We start from the raw sequence: 15,946 nt of genomic DNA, 5'->3' as shown, positions 1-15,946 counted from the left end.
ACTCCGCGGGCGCCCCCGACCGAGAGGTGACCGTGACCATCGACATCACGACCCCCGCCACGACCGCCGCCGACGCCGTCCGCCGCGCGCGGACCGCGTTCCCCGCGTGGGCCGCCACCGCGCCCGCCGAGCGCGGCGCCCTGCTCCGTGCCGCCGCCCACCGCGTGGCCGAGCGCGAGCAGGAGCTCGCCGACCTCAACACGCAGGAGACGGGCAAGCCCGCCGGCGACGCGCTGGGCGGCGTGCGCGCCGGTGTCGACACGCTGCTCCAGTACGCCGAGCTCGGCCCGCTGCACCGCGGGAGGAGCCTGCGCGGAGGGGCTCTCAACGTCGATCTGGCCCTGCCGCACCCGCGCGGTGTCGTGCTCGCCCTCACTCCGTGGAACGACCCGGTCGCCGTCGCCGCGGGCCTCCTGGGCGCCGCGATCGTCTCCGGGGATGTCATCGTGCACAAGCCGAGCGAGCGCAGCCCGGGCACGGGCGCCCTCTTCACGAGCATCCTCGCCGAGGCGCTGCCCGAGGGCGTGCTGACCCTGGTCGAGGGCGACGGGGCGGTCGGCGACGAGCTGGCGCGCACCGAGGGCGTCGATGTCCTCGCCCACGTCGGCTCGACCGCCACCGGCCGCGCGCTCGCCCGGGTCGCCGCCGTCACCGGCGCGCACGTGATCCTCGAGAACGGCGGCAACGACGCGCTCGTCGTCGACCGCGACGTCGACCCGGTCTGGGCCGCCGAGCAGGCCGCGCTGGGCGCCTTCGCCAACGCCGGCCAGATCTGCACCTCCGTCGAGCGGATCTACGTGCACCGCGACATCGCCGAGGCGTTCACGGCGGCGCTCGTCGCCGAGGCCGATCGCTGGAGCGCGGGCCCGCTCCCCCGCCTCGTCGACGCCCGCATGCGCGACGCCGTCCACGAGCACGTCACGGAGGCGCTCGACAGCGGCGCGCGCGCCCTCACCGGCGGCACCCCCGGGGACGGCACCTTCTACCCCGCGACTGTCCTGGCGGACTGCACCGAGTCGATGCTGGTGATGACGGAGGAGACCTTCGGGCCCGTCGCGCCGATCCGCGTCGTCGACTCCTTCGACGAGGGCCTGGACCTGGCCGCCGCGAGCCCCTACGGCCTGGCCGCCTCGATCCTCACCGCCGACATGGAGCACGCTCACCGCGCCGCGGCGACGCTGCCGGTGGGCACCGTCAAGGTCAACGGCGTCTTCGGAGGAGCGCCGGGCGGCAGCGCCCAGCCCCGCGGAGCATCCGGCTCCGGCTTCGGCTACGGCCCGGAGCTGCTCGACGAGATGACCACGACCACGGTCGTGCACTTCGGTCTGCCCGTCCTGCCGGGAGGCGCGCGATGAGCCTCGAGGGCTCGGCGCTCCAGCGGGCGAGCGCCCTCCTGGCGCACGTCCACGAGCGCCCACCGGTCGTCGCCGTGATCGGGGACCTCATCCTCGACTCCTGGTGGCTCGGCGAGGCGGAGCGCGTCACGCGGGAGGCGCCCGCGCCGGTCCTGCGGCTCGAGGACGTCGTCGACGTCGCGGGCGGGGCCGCCAACACCGCCGCCAACCTGCGCGCGCTGGGCGCCGTCGTCCGCACGGTCGGCGTGGCCGGACGCGACTCCGAGGGCGACCGGCTCGTGCGCGCGCTCGAGCGGGCCGGCCTGGACACCTCCCGGGTCGTCCGCACCGGCGCCGCGACGACGATCAAGACCCGCGTGGTCGGCGGCGACAGCGTGATGCTGCGCGTCGACTCCGGCCCGCACCGCCCGGCCGACGACGAGCTGGCCCTGCTCGCCGGTGCCGCCGCCGAGGCCGCCTCGGGCGCCGACGCCGTCCTGGTCTGCGACTACGGCTCGGGGATCCTCCGCGAGGCCGTCGAGCGCCTGCTCGCCGTCGAGCGCCCCGGCCTCCTCGTGATCGACGCGCACGAGCTCGCCGACTGGGCCTTCGCCCGGCCGGACCTCGTCACCCCGAACGCCAAGGAGGCGGAGCGGCTGCTCGGCGGCTCCCTCGGCCGCGGGACGGAGCGGGCCGCCGCCGTGCGCGACGCGGCGGACGACCTGCGCGCCCGCTCGGGCGCCCGGCACGTCGTGGTCACCCTCGACCGGGACGGCTCCACCGCCCTCGACGCCGACGGCACGGTCAGCCGCACCTTCGCTCAGCCCGCGGAGGAGAAGCAGGCGTCCGGCGCCGGCGACACCTTCGCCGCGACCGCCACCCTCGCCCTCGCCGCCGGCCGCTCCCTGGCCACCGCCGTCGATCTGGCGCAGGCAGCCGCCGACGTGGTCGTGCAGCGCCCCGGCACCTCCGTCTGCTCGGGCGACGACCTGCTCGCCTCCCTCGCCGCTCCCGGCGCCGTCGTGCTCGGCGAGGACGCCCTCGTCGAGGTCCTCGCGGAGCAGTCGCGCCGCGGTCGCCGCGTGGTGTTCACCAACGGCTGCTTCGACGTCCTGCACCGCGGCCACACCGCCTACCTCCGCCAGGCCCGCGAGCTCGGCGATGTGCTCGTGGTCGCGGTGAACGACGACGACTCCGTCCGGCGGCTGAAGGGCGAGGGACGGCCGATCAACCCGGAGGGCGACCGCGCGGGCGTGATCGCCGAGCTGGGCTGCGTCGACTACGTGACGCTCTTCGGCGGAGACACCCCCATCCCGCTGCTCGAGCGCGTGCAGCCCGACGTCTACGTGAAGGGCGGGGACTACAACCCCGACATGCTCGCGGAGGCGGCCGTCGTCCGCTCCTACGGGGGCGTCGTCACCACGGTCGGCTACGTCTCGGAGCACTCCACGACCGAGATGGTCCAGCGCATCCGATCGGCCGCGCCGTGACCAGCCGCCGGTGGTCCGGGCGCTGGGGGGTCCCGGAGGCTCCCCGGCAGCCGCTGATCGACGTACTGGTGCCGACGGTCGGCCGCCGTGCCGAGCTCGCCGCCACGCTCGCCGGACTCGCCGCCCAGGACGACCCGCCCTTCCGCGTGATCGTGAGCGACCAGTCCGACGACGCGGTCGCCGAGAGCGACCCGACGATCCTCGCGATGCTGCGCGTGCTGGAGGCGCAGGGCCGGGCTCCGGTGGTGCGCCGGCACCTGCCCCGGCGCGGGCTCGCGGAGCAGAGGCACTACCTCCTCTCCCTCGCCACCGCCCCGGCCGTCCTCTTCCTCGACGACGACGTGTGGCTCGAGCCGGGCACGCTCTCGCGGCTGCACGAGGCCCTCGAGCGCCTCGACTGCGGCTTCGTCGGCTCCGCGGTGCAGGGCCTGTCCTACCTCGAGGACGTGCGCCCGCACGAGACCGAGTCGTTCGAGACCTGGGAGGAGCGCGTGGAGCCCGAGCGGGTGCGGCGCGGAACCCCGGAGTTCGAGCGCTGGCCGCTGCACAACGCGGCGAATCTCACGCACGTCGCCGCCCGCCTCGACGTCCCGGAGGGCGCCTGGCGCGCGTACCGGGTCGCCTGGCTGGGCGCGTGCGTCCTCTACCGCCGCGACGCCCTCCTGGCCGTCGGCGGCTTCGACTTCTGGGAGCAGCTGCCCCCGGAGCACAGCGGTGAGGACGTCGCCGCGCAGTGGCGCGTCATGGAGCGCTTCGGCGGCGCGGGCCTCGTGCCCAGCGGCGCCGTGCACCTCGAGACGCCCACGACGGTCACCGACCGGCGCGTCGACGCCTTCGACCGGCTCTTCGCCGAAGAGCACTCGTAACACTCAGCAAGGCGACGAAAGGACAGCACGATGGACGCACCCAACCCGATCCAGATCCAGAAGTACCTCTCGGGCATCGACTACCCCGCCTCGAAGGACACGATCGTCGAGACCGCGGAGAAGGAGGGCGCGGACGGCGACGTCCTCGAGGCCCTCCGTGCGATCCCGGACGGCGACTACGAGAAGCCCACCGACGTGAGCTCGGCCGTCTCGAAGGTCTGACCCCCTCCGCGGGACGCCGCTCCGGTGCACGGCACGCCGTGCCTGCCGTACCGGAGCGGCGTCCCGCGAGCGGCGATCGGCCGGCGCGGAGAGCCGGGGTCAGGCGGAGGCGTGCTCGTGCTCGCGCAGGACGCCGGACTCGAGCGCCTGGAACGACAGCACCTTGTAGCCCTCGGACTCGAAGAAGATCGTCGCCCGGTCGGCCTCCACGCTCATCACGGTGCCGGCGCCCCACTCGCGGTGCTCCACCGACTCGTCGACGCTCAGAGGGGCGTCCACGGGCGCCTCGACGGTCTCGCCGCTCGCCTCGTGCCGCTCGCAGCCGTCGCAGTTGCCGCACCACTCGGCCGACTCCACGCCGAAGTAGTCCAGCAGGACTCGGCGGCGGCACTGGCTGGTCTCCGCGTACGCGCGCATCATCGACAGGCGCGACTCCGCGATCCGCTCGCGGGAGGCCAGAGCCTCCTTCACCGCGTGCACGGCCTCGTCGCCGGAGGCCTCGCGCGTCCCGCGCAGACCGGAGCCGGTCTCCACCAGCCCCGCGTCCGCGAGATCGTTGACGATCCGGGCGATCGTGCGGGCCGGCTTCCCCAGCTCCTTCGCGAGAGCCGCGGAGTCCAGCCCCGGCTGCTCCGAGACGGCCGCCCAGATCACGCGCAGCGCGGCCTTGTCGACCGAGCGCTTGGCGAAGAAGCGGCGGAGACCCAGATCCTCGGCGCGGTAGTGCAGCGCGCCCGTCGCCGGCTCGCCGTCGCGGCCCGCGCGGCCGATCTCCTGGTAGTACGCGTCGAGCGACTCGGTGGTCGTCGCGTGCAGCACGAAGCGGACGTCGGCCCGGTCGATGCCCATCCCGAAGGCCGAGGTCGCGACGACGACGTCGAGCTCGCCAGCGCGCCACTGCTCGTGCACGACCTTGCGCTCGGACACCTTGAGTCCGGCGTGGTACGCCGCGACCCGGCGCCCCTCCGCCGCGATGTCGGCCGCGTAGGCCTCCGTCTCCTTGCGGGTGGCGACGTAGACCAGGCCCGGAGCCGTCCAGCTGCGGGCCTCCTCGACCACGGCGGCGCGCTTCTCGTTCTCGCTCTCGTGGCGGTGCACCACCAGCCGGATCTCCGGACGGTCGACGCCGTGCACCTGGATCTCGGGGTCGGTCATCCGGAGGCGCTCGATGATCTCGTCGCGCACCGGCCCGGAGGCGGTGGCGGTCATCGCGAGCACCGGCGGGTCTCCGAGCTCGCCGCGCACATCGGCCAGGCGGAGGTAGTCGGGGCGGAAGTCGTGGCCCCAGGAGGAGACGCAGTGCGCCTCGTCGACGACCAGGAGCGACACTCCCGCGGCCGCCAGACGCGCCACGTTCTCGGGCTTGGCGAGCTGCTCGGGCGCCAGGAGCACGTAGAGCGGGCCGCCCTCGTCGATCCGGTCCCAGGCGCGGGCGACGGCCGCGGCGCCCTGGGAGGAGTTGATCGCGACGGCGGGCGGGGCCGCCGGAGCCGCCTCGATCGCGGCGAGCTGGTCGGCCTGCAGGGCGACGAGCGGGGAGACGACCAGGACGACGCCGCCGCGCTCGGCTCCGGCGATCTGGTAGACCGCGGACTTGCCGCCGCCCGTCGCCAGCACCAGCAGCGTGTCGCGCCCGGAGGCCGCCGACTCGATCGCCTCGCGCTGACCGGGGAGCAGCGACGACCAGCCGAAGTCCTCCCGGGCGATGCGGCTGACGGAGTCGGTGCGGGAGGAGTTCATAGCTCGACGCTACGACCAGACGGCCCCGGAGGCAGTCCGCTTGACAGCGCCGGGGAGCACGGTGAAGGCGCGTCGCCCGGCCTCACGGCCCGCCTCTGCCCCCTCGCCCCCGCGCTGTCAACGTCCTGCGGAGGGGCCCGTCGCGTGCTGGGCTGGAGCCCCGACGAGAGGAGCCGACATGGCCGACCAGAACGTGAACGAGGACCTTCCCGGATCCGGCGGCGACGCCGCCCCGAACACCGGCGGCGCGCAGACGGTGCTGCCCGGCGAGGACGCGGCCGACGCCTCCGCAGCGGGGGCCGCTCCCGGGGGCACCGCGATCGACCGCGGTGTCACGGACGCCGTGACCGACGGCGACAGCGGAGGGGACACCGTCTCCGGCGACGCCGACCTGCCGGACGAGACCGAGGGCGCGGTCGGCAGCGACCCGGCGAGCGCCGACTGACGTCCCGCTCGGACGCGTCCGGCCCGCCGGATCCGAGGATCCTTGCGGGCCGGAGGCGCTCGTCCCTCCGCGGAGGAGGGCCCGGGCTCAGCGCCGGACGACCACCGGGTTGAACAGCGTGCCGATGCCCTCGACGTCCACCGCGACGGTGTCCCCGTTCGCGATCGGCCCGACGCCGGCGGGCGTCCCGGTGAGGATCACGTCCCCGGGGAGGAGCGTGAAGATGCGCGAGACGTAGGCGACGAGCTCGGGCACCCCGTGGATCATGTCGCCGGTGCTGCCCGACTGCTGCACGCGCCCGTTGACGCGCGTCTCGATCGCGCTCTCGTTCCAGACGAACTCGGTCTCGATGACCGGTCCGAGCGGGCAGAAGGTGTCGTAGCCCTTCGCCCGCGCCCACTGGCCGTCGGAGCGCTGGAGGTCGCGTGCGGTGACGTCGTTGGCGATCGTGTACCCGAAGACCACGTCCTCGTAGTCCTCCGCGCGGACGTTGCGGGCCACGGCGCCGATCACGATCGCCAGCTCGCCCTCGAACTCCACCTGCTGGCTGTCCTCGGGGAGGACGATCGCCTCGTCCGGGCCGATGACCGACGTGTTCGGCTTGAGGAACACCAGCGGCTCCGCCGGGGCGTCGCCGCCCATCTCAGCCGCGTGGTCGGCGTAGTTCTTGCCGATGCCGACGACCTTGGAGCGCGGGATCACCGGCGCGAGGAGCTTCGCCTCCGCGATCGGGATGCGCTCCCCCGTGGTGTCGAACCCGGCGAACATCGGGTCGCCGGCGAGCACGACCAGGTCGTCCTCGTCCACGATCCCGAAGTGGATCGCTCCCCCGTTGTCCCCGTCGCGCTGCGTGGCGAATCGTGCGATCTTCATGCGTCCAGCCTCGTCATCCATCCGTGCGTGTCCTCGCGGCGTCCGTACTGGATGCCGGTCAGCTCCTCGCGGAGCGACATCGTGAGCTCCCCGGCGGGCGCGCCCTCGCGGCCGACGGAGAAGCCCTCGCCCTTGAGCTCGGCGATCGGGGTGATCACGGCGGCGGTCCCGCAGGCGAACACCTCGATCACGTCGCCGGAGGCCACTCCGTCGCGCCACTCGTCGATGCTCACGTGGCGCCGCTCGACGCGGTGGCCGCGGTCCTCGGCGAGCTGCAGGACGCTGTCGCGCGTGATGCCCTCGAGGATCGAGTCCGATTCCGGGGTGACCAGCGTGCCGTCCTTCTTCACCAGCACCACGTTCATGCCGCCGAGCTCCTCGATCCACTGCGACTCCTGCGAGTCGAGGAAGAGGACCTGCGCGCAGCCGTGGCTGTAGGCCTCCTGCTGCGGGAGGAGGGAGGAGGCGTAGTTGCCACCCGTCTTCGCCGCTCCCGTGCCGCCCTTGCCCGCCCGGGCGTAGGAGGTGGAGAGCCAGATCGACACAGGGGCGACGCCGCCCGAGAAGTAGGCGCCGGCGGGGCTGGCGATCACGTAGTAGCCGACGTCCTCGGCCGCGCGCACGCCGAGGAACGCCTCCTGCGCGAACATGAACGGGCGCAGGTAGAGGCTGGTCTCCGGCTCCGAGGGGACCCAGTCGCCGTCGACCGCGATCAGCTGCCGCAGCGACTCGACGAAGAGGTCCGTCGGGAGCTCCGGCAGCGCGAGGCGGCGGGCCGAGCGCTGCAGGCGGCGCGCGTTCGCCTCCGGGCGGAAGGTCCAGACGGAGCCGTCCTCGTGGCGGTAGGCCTTCATCCCCTCGAAGATCTCCTGCGCGTAGTGCAGGACGGCGGCGGCGGGGTCGAGCGCGAGCGGGCCGTAGGGCTCGACGCGGGCGCTGTGCCAGCCGTCCGCGCGGGTCCAGCGGAGGCCGACCATGTGGTCGGTGAAGTGCATGCCGAAGCCGGGGTTCGCGAGGATCCGGGCGCGCTCCTCGGCGGAGCGGGGCGCGGGGGCGGCGGTCACCTCGAACGCGAGGTCGGCGGGGGCGGAGTCGGTGCTCATCGTTGTGGTGTCCTTCTGCGGGGGATCAGCGGAGGCGGGCGACGACGGAGTCGCCGATCGCGGCCGTGGAGCGCGGGGTGCCGTCGCGCGACTCGATGTCGGCGGTCACGGCCGCGGTGACGCGGGCGGCCTCGTCGCTCCGGCCGAGGTGGTCCAGCAGCATCGCGGCCGAGAGGATCGCGGCGGTCGGGTCGGCGAGCTGCCGTCCTGCGATGTCGGGCGCGGATCCGTGGACCGGCTCGAACATGCTGGGGAACGCGCCGTCGGGGTTGATGTTGCCCGAGGCCGCGAGTCCGATGCCGCCGCTGATCGCGCCGGCCAGATCGGTCAGGATGTCGCCGAAGAGGTTGTCGGTGACGATGACGTCGAACCTAGCAGGGTCGGTCACGAGGAAGATCGTGGCGGCGTCCACGTGGAGGTAGTCGACGGCCACGTCCTCGAAGGCGGCCCCCACCTCGTCGACGATCCGCTTCCAGAGCGAGCCGGAGAAGACGAGGACGTTCGTCTTGTGGACGAGCGTCAGCCGGGAGCGGCGCGTGCGGGCGAGCTCGAACGCGTGTCGGACGACGCGCTCGACCCCGTAGGCGGTGTTGACCGACACCTCGTTGGCGACCTCGTGCGGGGTGCCCTGCCGGATCGAGCCGCCGGTACCGACGTAGGGCCCCTCCGTGCCCTCGCGGACGACCACGAAGTCGACCTCGCCGGGAGCCGCGAGCGGCGAGGGGACGCCCGCGTAGAGACGGGTCGGCCGCAGGTTGACGTAGTGGTCGAGCTCGAAGCGCAGCCGCAGGAGCAGCCCGCGCTCGATGTTCGCGTCCCGGAGGCGCGGGTCCCCCGGTGCTCCGCCGACGGCGCCCAGGAGGATCGCGTCGTGCCCCGCGATCGCCGCGAGGTCCTCGTCGGTGAGGACGTCGCCGGTCTCGAGGTAGCGGGCGGCGCCGAGCGAGAAGGTGGTCGTCTCGAGCACCAGGTCGGAGTCGGCGGTGACGGCGTCGAGGACCTTGACGGCCTCGGCGGTCACCTCGGGCCCGATCCCGTCTCCGGGGATGACGGCGAGCTTCACGGTGCGGGGCATGGCGGTCCTCAGGCGTACGGGGTCGGAGTCCCCCCAGCGTACTCGCGGCCCGCCCGCGCCGCGGTCCGGGGCACGCGCCCCGCCGGGCGGGCGAGGGGCCGCCCGGGAGTCGCTGCGCGTCCCGGGCGGCCTCCCTCGGGAGGAGAGGAGGAGCGTCAGCTCCGGCGGAGGCGCCAGGCGCCGACCGCGGCGGCGGCCAGCACGAGGACGACACCGAGCCAGGCCGACCAGCCGACGCCCGAGTCGAACGCCGCGCTCGCCGACGCGACGAGGCTCGCGGCGGAGTCGGCGGGCAGCTCGCCGGCGACCGAGACGGCGCCGCCGAGGGTCTCCCCGGCCTGCTGCGCCTGCGCGGCGTCGAGGCCCTCGGGCAGCACGACTCCCCCGCGGTACACGGCAGTGAGGACGGTGCCGAGCGTCGCGGTGCCGAGGACGGCGCCGAGCTCGTAGGCGGTCTCGGAGACGGCGGAGGCCGCACCGGCCTTGTCGGCGGGCGCGTTGGCCAGGATCAGCTCGTTCGACACCGTCTCGGCCGCACCGATGCCCAGGCCGAGGAACGCGAAGGCGACGGCGACGGTGAGCGCGGACGCTCCTCCGGGCGCCCCGCTGCCGAGGGCCAGCAGGATGTACCCGACGGCCGAGACCAGCAGTCCGGCCGGGACGACGAGGCGCGGAGCGACGCGGCGCGCGATCGGCACCACGCCGAGCCCGGCCAGGATCATCACGGCGAGGCCCGGCACGAGCACGAGGCCCGCCTCCAGCGGCGAGAGCCCGACCACGAGCTGCAGGTGCTGCGAGAGGAAGAAGAGCCCGCCGACCAGCGCGGTGACGCTGAGGAGGTTGACCACGATCGCCGCACTGAACGAGCCGCGGCGGAAGAGCGAGAGATCGAGCATCGGCGAGGCCCGGCGCTGCTGGCGGCGGACGAACAGAACTCCCGAGACGACGCCCACGACGAGCGCCGCGACGCCGACCGCGTCGATCCCGTGCTCGGCGAAGGACTTCACCGCGTAGACGACCGGCGCCATGGTCGCCAGCGACAGCAGGATGCTGACCACGTCGACCGGGCCGGGCTGCGGGTCGCGCGACTCCGGCACCAGGATCGGCACCAGGACGACCAGCGGGAGCAGCACGGGCACCGCGAGCAGGAACACCGACCCCCAGGGGAAGTGCTCGAGCAGCACCCCGCCGACCAGCGGGCCGATGCCCGAGCCCACGGCGAAGCCGGTCGCCCAGATCGCGATCGCGAGGCGGCGCTGGTCGCGGTCGGGGAAGACGCTGCGCAGGAGCGAGAGCGTCGAGGGCATCAGCATCGCGCCGAAGAAGCCCAGTGCCGCGCGGGCGCCGATGAGCGCCGCGGCGGTGGGAGCGAACGCGGCCACGACCGAGACGGCGGCGAAGCCGACCGCGCCGACCAGCAGGAGGCGCCGCCGCCCGACGCGGTCGCCGAGGCTGCCCATCGCCACCAGCAGGCCCGCGAGCACCAGCGGGTAGGCGTCGACGATCCACAGCAGCTCGGTGCCGGAGGGCCCCAGATCCTCGGCGATCGAGGGGAGCGCGAAGTTCAGCACCGTGTTGTCGACCGAGACCAGCAGCACCGGGAGCATCAGCACCGCGAGCGCCACCCAGGCGCGTCGCCCGACCCGGTCGGCGGCGCCGGCGGTGTCGTGGGTGGAGACGGGAGCGGTGCGCGCGGACACGGGGACGACCTTTCAGAGGAGAACGGAGAGAGTATACCGTCCAGCCGGTACAGTCGCCACTGATCCGCCGTAGGATGGTCGCCGTGCCTCCTGCCCCCGCCCGCGACCGCGTCCTCGACGCGTTCGAGCAGCTCCTCATCGAGCAGGGCGAGCGCGCCGCGACCCTCGACGCCGTCGCCCGCGAGGCCGGAGTCTCCAAGGGCGGGCTGCTCTACCACTTCCCCTCGAAGGACGCCCTCGTCGACGGGCTCCTGCAGCGCCTCGACGCGCGGCGGGAGGCGGACGTCGCGCAGAGCCTCGCTGCTCCCGAGGGCGTGGTCGCCTACCTGCTGCGCACCTCCTTCGCCGCCGACTCGGCCTTCGACCGCACGATCCTCGCCGTGTCGCGCATCGCGCAGGGGCACGACGAGCGCGCCAGCGGGGGCCTCGCGCGGATCCACGACAGCTGGAACGAGGTGGTCGCCGACGCCGTGGGCGACCCGCTCGTCGCCCGGGCGATCGTCCTGATGAGCGACGGGCTCTACTACAACTCCGCCCTGCTCCCCACGGGCTCGCCGTCGCGCGGCGAGGCCGAGGACGTCCTCGCGGTCGTCCAGCGCCTCCTCGGGAGCTGAACCGCGCCGCCCCGGCGGACCCGCTACAGCTCGACGACGCCGTCGATCAGGGTCACCGTCGCGCCGCCGATCCAGATCGCGCCGTCCGTGCTCTCGACGCGCACGCGCCCGGCTCGGCCCAGCGCCGCCCCCTGAGCGGCCGTGTAGCGCTCGGGCAGCACGCCGCTGCCGATCAGCCACTGGGCGATCCCCGCGTTGAGGCTCCCCGTCACCGGATCCTCGGACACACCGGCGTCGGGGATGAACGCCCGCACCTCGACCGCGCACTCGCCTCCCGCCGGATGCTCGCCCACGACGCCGACGGGGAGCCCGGCGAGGAGAGCCTGGTCCGGCCGCAGCGCGAGGACCTGCTCCGCCGACGCGAGCCGCACGGCCAGCCAGCCGGGACCGTTGTCGACCCACTCGTGGTCGAGGATCTCCGCGCGCGGGATCCGCAGAGCCGCAGCCACCCGCTCGAGCGTCGCCTCGTCGACCGGTCCGGTCCGCCGGCGGGGCGGGGCGGCGAAGGCGATGCCCTCCTCCGTCACCCGCAGTCGGACGAGACCCGCGGCGCACTCCTGCACGAGCTCCCCCGCCGCGCGGGCCGTCCCTCCGGCCGCGAGCCAGGCGTGCGCGCTCCCGAGGGTCGGGTGCCCGGCGAAGGGCAGCTCCCCGCCCGGCGTGAAGATCCGCAGCCGGTAGTCGGCCGCGGGGTCGCTCGGGCGGAGGAGGAAGGTCGTCTCGGAGAGGTTCGTCCAGCGCGCGAACTCCGCCATCGCGGCGTCGCCCACGCCGTCGCCGGCGACGACGACCGCCACCGGGTTGCCCCGGAACGGCGCGGCGCCGAAGACATCGACCTGAGCGAACCGCCGCGTGCTCACTGCTCGGTGATGTCGATCTCCTGCATGAGGTCGGCGTCGATCGCGACGCGGACCTTCTCGAGCAGGCCGTCGGGGGCGGGAGAGTCGATGGTGATCACCGAGAGCGCCTTGCCGCCCGCCTCGGTGCGCGCGATCTGCATGCCCGCGATGTTGACCGCGGCGTCGCCGAACTCGCGGCCGTAGACCGCGACGATCCCGGGGCGGTCGACGTAGCTCATGACGACGAGGTGCTTCGCGAGGGGGACCTCGACGTCGTAGCCGTTGATCGCCACGATCTTCTCGACCTGCTTGGTGCCGGTCAGCGTGCCCGAGACCGAGATCTGCGAGCCGTCCGAGAGCGCGCCGCGCAGCGTGATCACGTTGCGGTACTCGTCCGAGACCGGCTCCGTGATCAGGCGCACCTCGATGCCGCGCTGCTCCGCGAGCACCGGCGCGTTGACGTAGGACACCGTCTCCGAGACCACGTTGGTGTACACGCCCTTGAGAGCCGCCAGCTTGAGGACCTTCACGTCGTAGCCGGCGAGCTCGCCGCGCACCTCGACGTCGATGGAGGTGACCGGCGAGTCCGCGAGGCCCGAGAAGACCTGGCCGAGCTTCTCGACCAGCGGGATGCCGGGGCGCACGTACTCGTCGATCACGCCGCCGGCGACGTTCACGGCGTCCGGCACGAGCTCGCCCGAGAGCGCCAGGCGCACCGAGCGGGCGACCGAGACGCCGGCCTTCTCCTGCGCCTCGTCGGTCGAGGCTCCGAGGTGCGGAGTGACGACCACGTTCTCGAGGGCGAGCAGCGGCGATCCGGTCGGCGGCTCCTTGACGAACACGTCGAGTCCGGCGCCGGCGATGGTCTTCGCGACGAGCGCGCGGTGCAGCGCGTCCTCGTCGATGAGGCCGCCGCGGGCCACGTTCACGATGAACGCCGACGGCTTCATCAGCGCCAGCTGATCGTCCGAGATCATGCCGGTCGTCTCGGGGGTCCTCGGCATGTGGATCGTGATGAAGTCGCTCTCGGCCAGCAGCTCCTCCAGGGAGAGGAGCGTGACGCCGAGCTGCTGCGCGCGGGCGCTGGTCACGTAGGGGTCGTAGGCGACGACGTTCACGCCGAAGGCCTGCAGGCGCGCGGTGATCAGCGCGCCGATGCGACCGAGGCCGATGATGCCGACGGTCTTCTCGTAGAGCTCGACGCCCGTGTACTTCGAGCGCTTCCAGAGGCCCTGCGCGAGCGCGCTGTGCGCGGCGGGGATGTGGCGGGCGAGGCTCAGGATGTGGCCGACGGTGAGCTCGGCGGCCGAGATGATGTTCGAGGTCGGCGCGTTCACGACCATGACGCCCGCAGCGGTCGCGGCGGTGATGTCGACGTTGTCCAGACCCACACCGGCGCGGGCGATCACCTGGAGCGAGGGGGCCGCGGCGATCGCCTCCGCGTCGACCTGCGTCGCGGAGCGCACGAGGATCGCGTGCGCCGTGGCGAGGGCCTCGAGCAGCGCCGGGCGGTCGGTGCCGTCCACGGAGCGGATCTCGAAGTCGGGACCGAGCGCGTCCACGGTGGCGGGCGAGAGTTCTTCGGCGATCAGGACGACCGGCTTTGTCACGAGAGGCGCTTCCTTCGGAGAGGGGACGGAGCGGGCACCGAGGCGGGGGCGTCGGCAGCCCCCCGACACTGTAGCGGAGGGGTGGGCGCGCCCCGCGCCGTGTGACGCCGCCGGTCAGCTCAGCGAGACCAGGCTCTCGACGCCGAGGACGAGCTGCACGTCGAGCGAGAGCGCCGCCGAGAGGCAGAGGGCCGCCGCGAGCAGTCCGACGCGCGCCGGGAGCCCCCGGCGGCGCCCGAGCAGGACGGCGGCGACGAAGCAGGCGACCGGCAGCACCAGGCCGAGCAGGAGCACCGCCCAGCCCGTCGGATTCAGATCGGTGCCGAGGGAGGCCGCGTAGCTGCGCAGGCCGATCAGGTTGCCGACCGCCTCCCAGACGTCCCAGGCGAAGAAGAGCGCGAACACCACGGCGGCGAGGACGGAGGCGGCCAGGCGCCGGCCGGGCCGGTCGCGCCGGCCGGTCCCGCCGAGGGTGGCCCGGGTCGAGTCGGTCATCAGGCCCCCTTCAGGAACGGCAGCGGAGCGAGGAGGACGAGTCCGGCGACCAGCCAGAGCACGCGGATGCGCACCCGGGCGTCGCGGGTGGCGAGGAGCGCCACGGCGAACCACACCGGCGGCGCCAGGACCGCCAGCCAGAGCCCGAGCGAGTAGAGGGCGCCGCCGAGCGCATCGCCCGCGAAGCCGGCCGTGGCGACCGGCGACTGCCGCGTCGCCGTGATCGCCCAGGCGATGGCGTACAGGAGGTAGAGGCCGGCCGCGATGCCCGCGGCGATCAGCAGAGCGGACGAGGACGCGGCCTCGTCGGCGGGGTCCTCGACCTCGGGGTCGTCGTCGTCCGAGCCGTCGTCCGCCGGGCCCGCCCCCGCGACCGCGCGGGGCGTCCGGCGCACGCGCGCCGTCCCCGCGGCGAGCGTCGGGTCCGCGCCCTCGCCCGCCCACTCCAGGGCCTCGTCGTCGGCGTCGTCCTCCGGGCCGGCGTCCGGCCCGCGGTCCACCGGCGGGGTCGCCGCGTCGTCGTCCTCCGGGGAGCGGCCCGGTCCACCATCGATCACCGCAACACCCTAGCCGCGCGCACCTCGCAGGAGGCTCGGAGCCCGCCGCCGCCTCCCCGACACCCGGCGGACACCCCGCGTCCTCCCCCGGGGGCGAGGCTGAACGGATGGACGACCGCCGCCGCCGCTTCGTCGCCCTCGGCGACTCCTTCACGGAGGGGGTCGGCGACCCGCACCCGCGCCTGCCGAACGGAGTGCGCGGCTGGGCCGACCGCGTCGCCGAGCGCCTGGCGAAGGCCGAGCCGGGCTGGGAGTACGCGAACCTCGCCGTCCGCTCGAAGCGCCTCGCCCAGATCACCGAGGACCAGCTCGCGCCCGCCCTCGCGCTCCGCCCCACCCTGATCACGCTGTACGCCGGCGGCAACGACATCCTCGACCTCGGCACCGACACCGTCGATCTGATCACCCGCTACGAGGCGCTCGTCGACGCGCTCGCGACCACCGGCGCCTCCCTCGTGCTCTTCACCGGCGTCGACATCCCGGGACTGCCCGCCCCGCGGATGTTCCTGCGCCGCAACCACCTCTACAACAGCGCCGTCCGCCGGATCGCCCGCGAGCGGGGCGCGATCCTCGTCGACTACTGGGCGATGCGGGAGTTCCACTCCCCCGTGCTCTGGTCGCCCGACCGGATGCACCTCTCCAAGCGCGGGCACCGCGTCCTGGCCGGCCGAGTGCTCGACACGCTCGGCGTGCCGCACACGATCTCGACCGGGCCCTGGGACGCCCCCGAGCCGCTCCGCCTCCGCGCGCGGCTGCGCGAGCAGCGCCGCTGGGCCGCCGACTGGGTCCTCCCCCTCGTCGGCCGCAAGCTGCGCCGGGTCACGCTCGGCGACCACCTCTCGCCCCGGTGGCCGGACCCCGTCCTCGTCCCGCCGAAGGGCGGTCTCCGCCGTCTCGTCCGCGAGCTCGAGCGGTAGTCGCGCCCCGGACGCGGAGGAGCCCCGGCCCGGCGAGGGGATCCCGGTGGACGGGTCCCTCGTCGG

Annotated in this window: 16 protein-coding genes; 7 read left to right on the top strand and 9 right to left on the bottom strand. The window is 74.3% G+C overall.

Translation table 11 applies throughout. The features are described 5' to 3' along the window. Window positions 1-32: 32 nt before the first annotated feature. From C5C99_RS04725 to C5C99_RS04710, 4 genes are read left to right on the top strand one after another with little or no spacing between them, the layout of a single operon-like run. Window positions 33-1,355, top strand: coding sequence for an aldehyde dehydrogenase (locus C5C99_RS04725; RefSeq protein ID WP_258063630.1), 1,323 nt, complete (start codon window positions 33-35; stop codon window positions 1,353-1,355). After that, the gene (gene rfaE2, locus C5C99_RS04720; protein WP_104339677.1) at window positions 1,352-2,824 is read left to right on the top strand and encodes a D-glycero-beta-D-manno-heptose 1-phosphate adenylyltransferase; all 1,473 of its coding nucleotides are present in this window, start codon (window positions 1,352-1,354) and stop codon (window positions 2,822-2,824) included. Before C5C99_RS04725 ends, rfaE2 begins: the two co-directional genes overlap by 4 nt. Continuing rightward, entirely contained in the window at window positions 2,821-3,690 is an 870-nt protein-coding gene (locus C5C99_RS04715; protein WP_219812158.1) for a glycosyltransferase family A protein, read from the top strand. Before rfaE2 ends, C5C99_RS04715 begins: the two co-directional genes overlap by 4 nt. Window positions 3,691-3,720: 30 nt before the next feature. Continuing rightward, window positions 3,721-3,912: a DUF2795 domain-containing protein gene (locus C5C99_RS04710; RefSeq protein ID WP_104223528.1), complete on the top strand. Its 192-nt coding sequence runs from the start codon at window positions 3,721-3,723 to the stop codon at window positions 3,910-3,912. A gap of 99 nt (window positions 3,913-4,011) precedes the next feature. Here C5C99_RS04710 and C5C99_RS04705 read toward each other — a convergent pair whose 3' ends face one another. Then, window positions 4,012-5,652 (bottom strand): RecQ family ATP-dependent DNA helicase, encoded by a 1,641-nt coding sequence (locus tag C5C99_RS04705; RefSeq protein WP_104247444.1) that lies wholly within the window; start codon window positions 5,650-5,652, stop codon window positions 4,012-4,014. 178 nt (window positions 5,653-5,830) lie between these two features. On the opposite strand from C5C99_RS04705, the gene C5C99_RS04700 reads away from it, so the two are divergent. Further along, window positions 5,831-6,097, top strand: a complete 267-nt coding sequence (locus tag C5C99_RS04700) for a hypothetical protein (RefSeq protein ID WP_104247445.1) — start codon at window positions 5,831-5,833, stop codon at window positions 6,095-6,097. 87 nt (window positions 6,098-6,184) lie between these two features. On the opposite strand, the gene C5C99_RS04695 is transcribed toward C5C99_RS04700, so the two are convergent. The 4 genes from C5C99_RS04695 to C5C99_RS04680 form a co-directional block, all read right to left on the bottom strand. Further along, the gene (locus tag C5C99_RS04695) at window positions 6,185-6,970 is read right to left on the bottom strand and encodes a fumarylacetoacetate hydrolase family protein (protein ID WP_104233223.1); all 786 of its coding nucleotides are present in this window, start codon (window positions 6,968-6,970) and stop codon (window positions 6,185-6,187) included. Continuing rightward, a complete protein-coding gene (locus C5C99_RS04690; RefSeq protein ID WP_104339676.1) occupies window positions 6,967-8,073 on the bottom strand; it encodes a branched-chain amino acid aminotransferase in 1,107 nt (368 codons plus the stop codon). The genes C5C99_RS04695 and C5C99_RS04690 overlap by 4 nt, the downstream gene beginning before the upstream one ends. Before the next feature lie 25 nt (window positions 8,074-8,098). After that, the gene (locus C5C99_RS04685) at window positions 8,099-9,148 is read right to left on the bottom strand and encodes a 3-isopropylmalate dehydrogenase (RefSeq protein ID WP_104223533.1); all 1,050 of its coding nucleotides are present in this window, start codon (window positions 9,146-9,148) and stop codon (window positions 8,099-8,101) included. A gap of 155 nt (window positions 9,149-9,303) precedes the next feature. Then, entirely contained in the window at window positions 9,304-10,848 is a 1,545-nt protein-coding gene (locus C5C99_RS04680; RefSeq protein ID WP_258063629.1) for an MFS transporter, read from the bottom strand. A gap of 74 nt (window positions 10,849-10,922) precedes the next feature. Here C5C99_RS04680 and C5C99_RS04675 point away from each other — a divergent pair, with 74 nt between their 5' ends. Further along, window positions 10,923-11,462 (top strand): TetR/AcrR family transcriptional regulator, encoded by a 540-nt coding sequence (locus tag C5C99_RS04675; RefSeq protein WP_104239274.1) that lies wholly within the window; start codon window positions 10,923-10,925, stop codon window positions 11,460-11,462. Window positions 11,463-11,485: 23 nt separating this feature from the next. Here C5C99_RS04675 and C5C99_RS04670 read toward each other — a convergent pair whose 3' ends face one another. From C5C99_RS04670 to C5C99_RS04655, 4 genes are all read right to left on the bottom strand, one after another. Next, on the bottom strand, window positions 11,486-12,322 hold the full coding sequence (locus C5C99_RS04670) for a PhzF family phenazine biosynthesis protein (protein WP_104339675.1): 837 nt from the start codon (window positions 12,320-12,322) through the stop codon (window positions 11,486-11,488). Beyond that, on the bottom strand, window positions 12,319-13,911 hold the full coding sequence (serA, locus tag C5C99_RS04665) for a phosphoglycerate dehydrogenase (RefSeq protein ID WP_104339674.1): 1,593 nt from the start codon (window positions 13,909-13,911) through the stop codon (window positions 12,319-12,321). The genes C5C99_RS04670 and serA overlap by 4 nt, the downstream gene beginning before the upstream one ends. Window positions 13,912-14,025: 114 nt before the next feature. Further along, window positions 14,026-14,406 (bottom strand): hypothetical protein, encoded by a 381-nt coding sequence (locus C5C99_RS04660; protein ID WP_104272734.1) that lies wholly within the window; start codon window positions 14,404-14,406, stop codon window positions 14,026-14,028. Further along, window positions 14,406-14,963, bottom strand: a complete 558-nt coding sequence (locus C5C99_RS04655; protein ID WP_104272733.1) for a hypothetical protein — start codon at window positions 14,961-14,963, stop codon at window positions 14,406-14,408. Before C5C99_RS04655 ends, C5C99_RS04660 begins: the two co-directional genes overlap by 1 nt. Before the next feature lie 107 nt (window positions 14,964-15,070). Between C5C99_RS04655 and C5C99_RS04650 the strand changes: the two genes are divergently transcribed. Beyond that, on the top strand, window positions 15,071-15,880 hold the full coding sequence (locus C5C99_RS04650; protein WP_104223538.1) for an SGNH/GDSL hydrolase family protein: 810 nt from the start codon (window positions 15,071-15,073) through the stop codon (window positions 15,878-15,880). Window positions 15,881-15,946: the final 66 nt, after the last annotated feature.

The sequence above is a fragment of the Rathayibacter sp. AY1C4 genome (assembly GCF_002932195.1).
GTDB lineage: Bacteria > Actinomycetota > Actinomycetes > Actinomycetales > Microbacteriaceae > Rathayibacter.
This window is presented reverse-complemented; position numbering and strand designations above follow the sequence as displayed.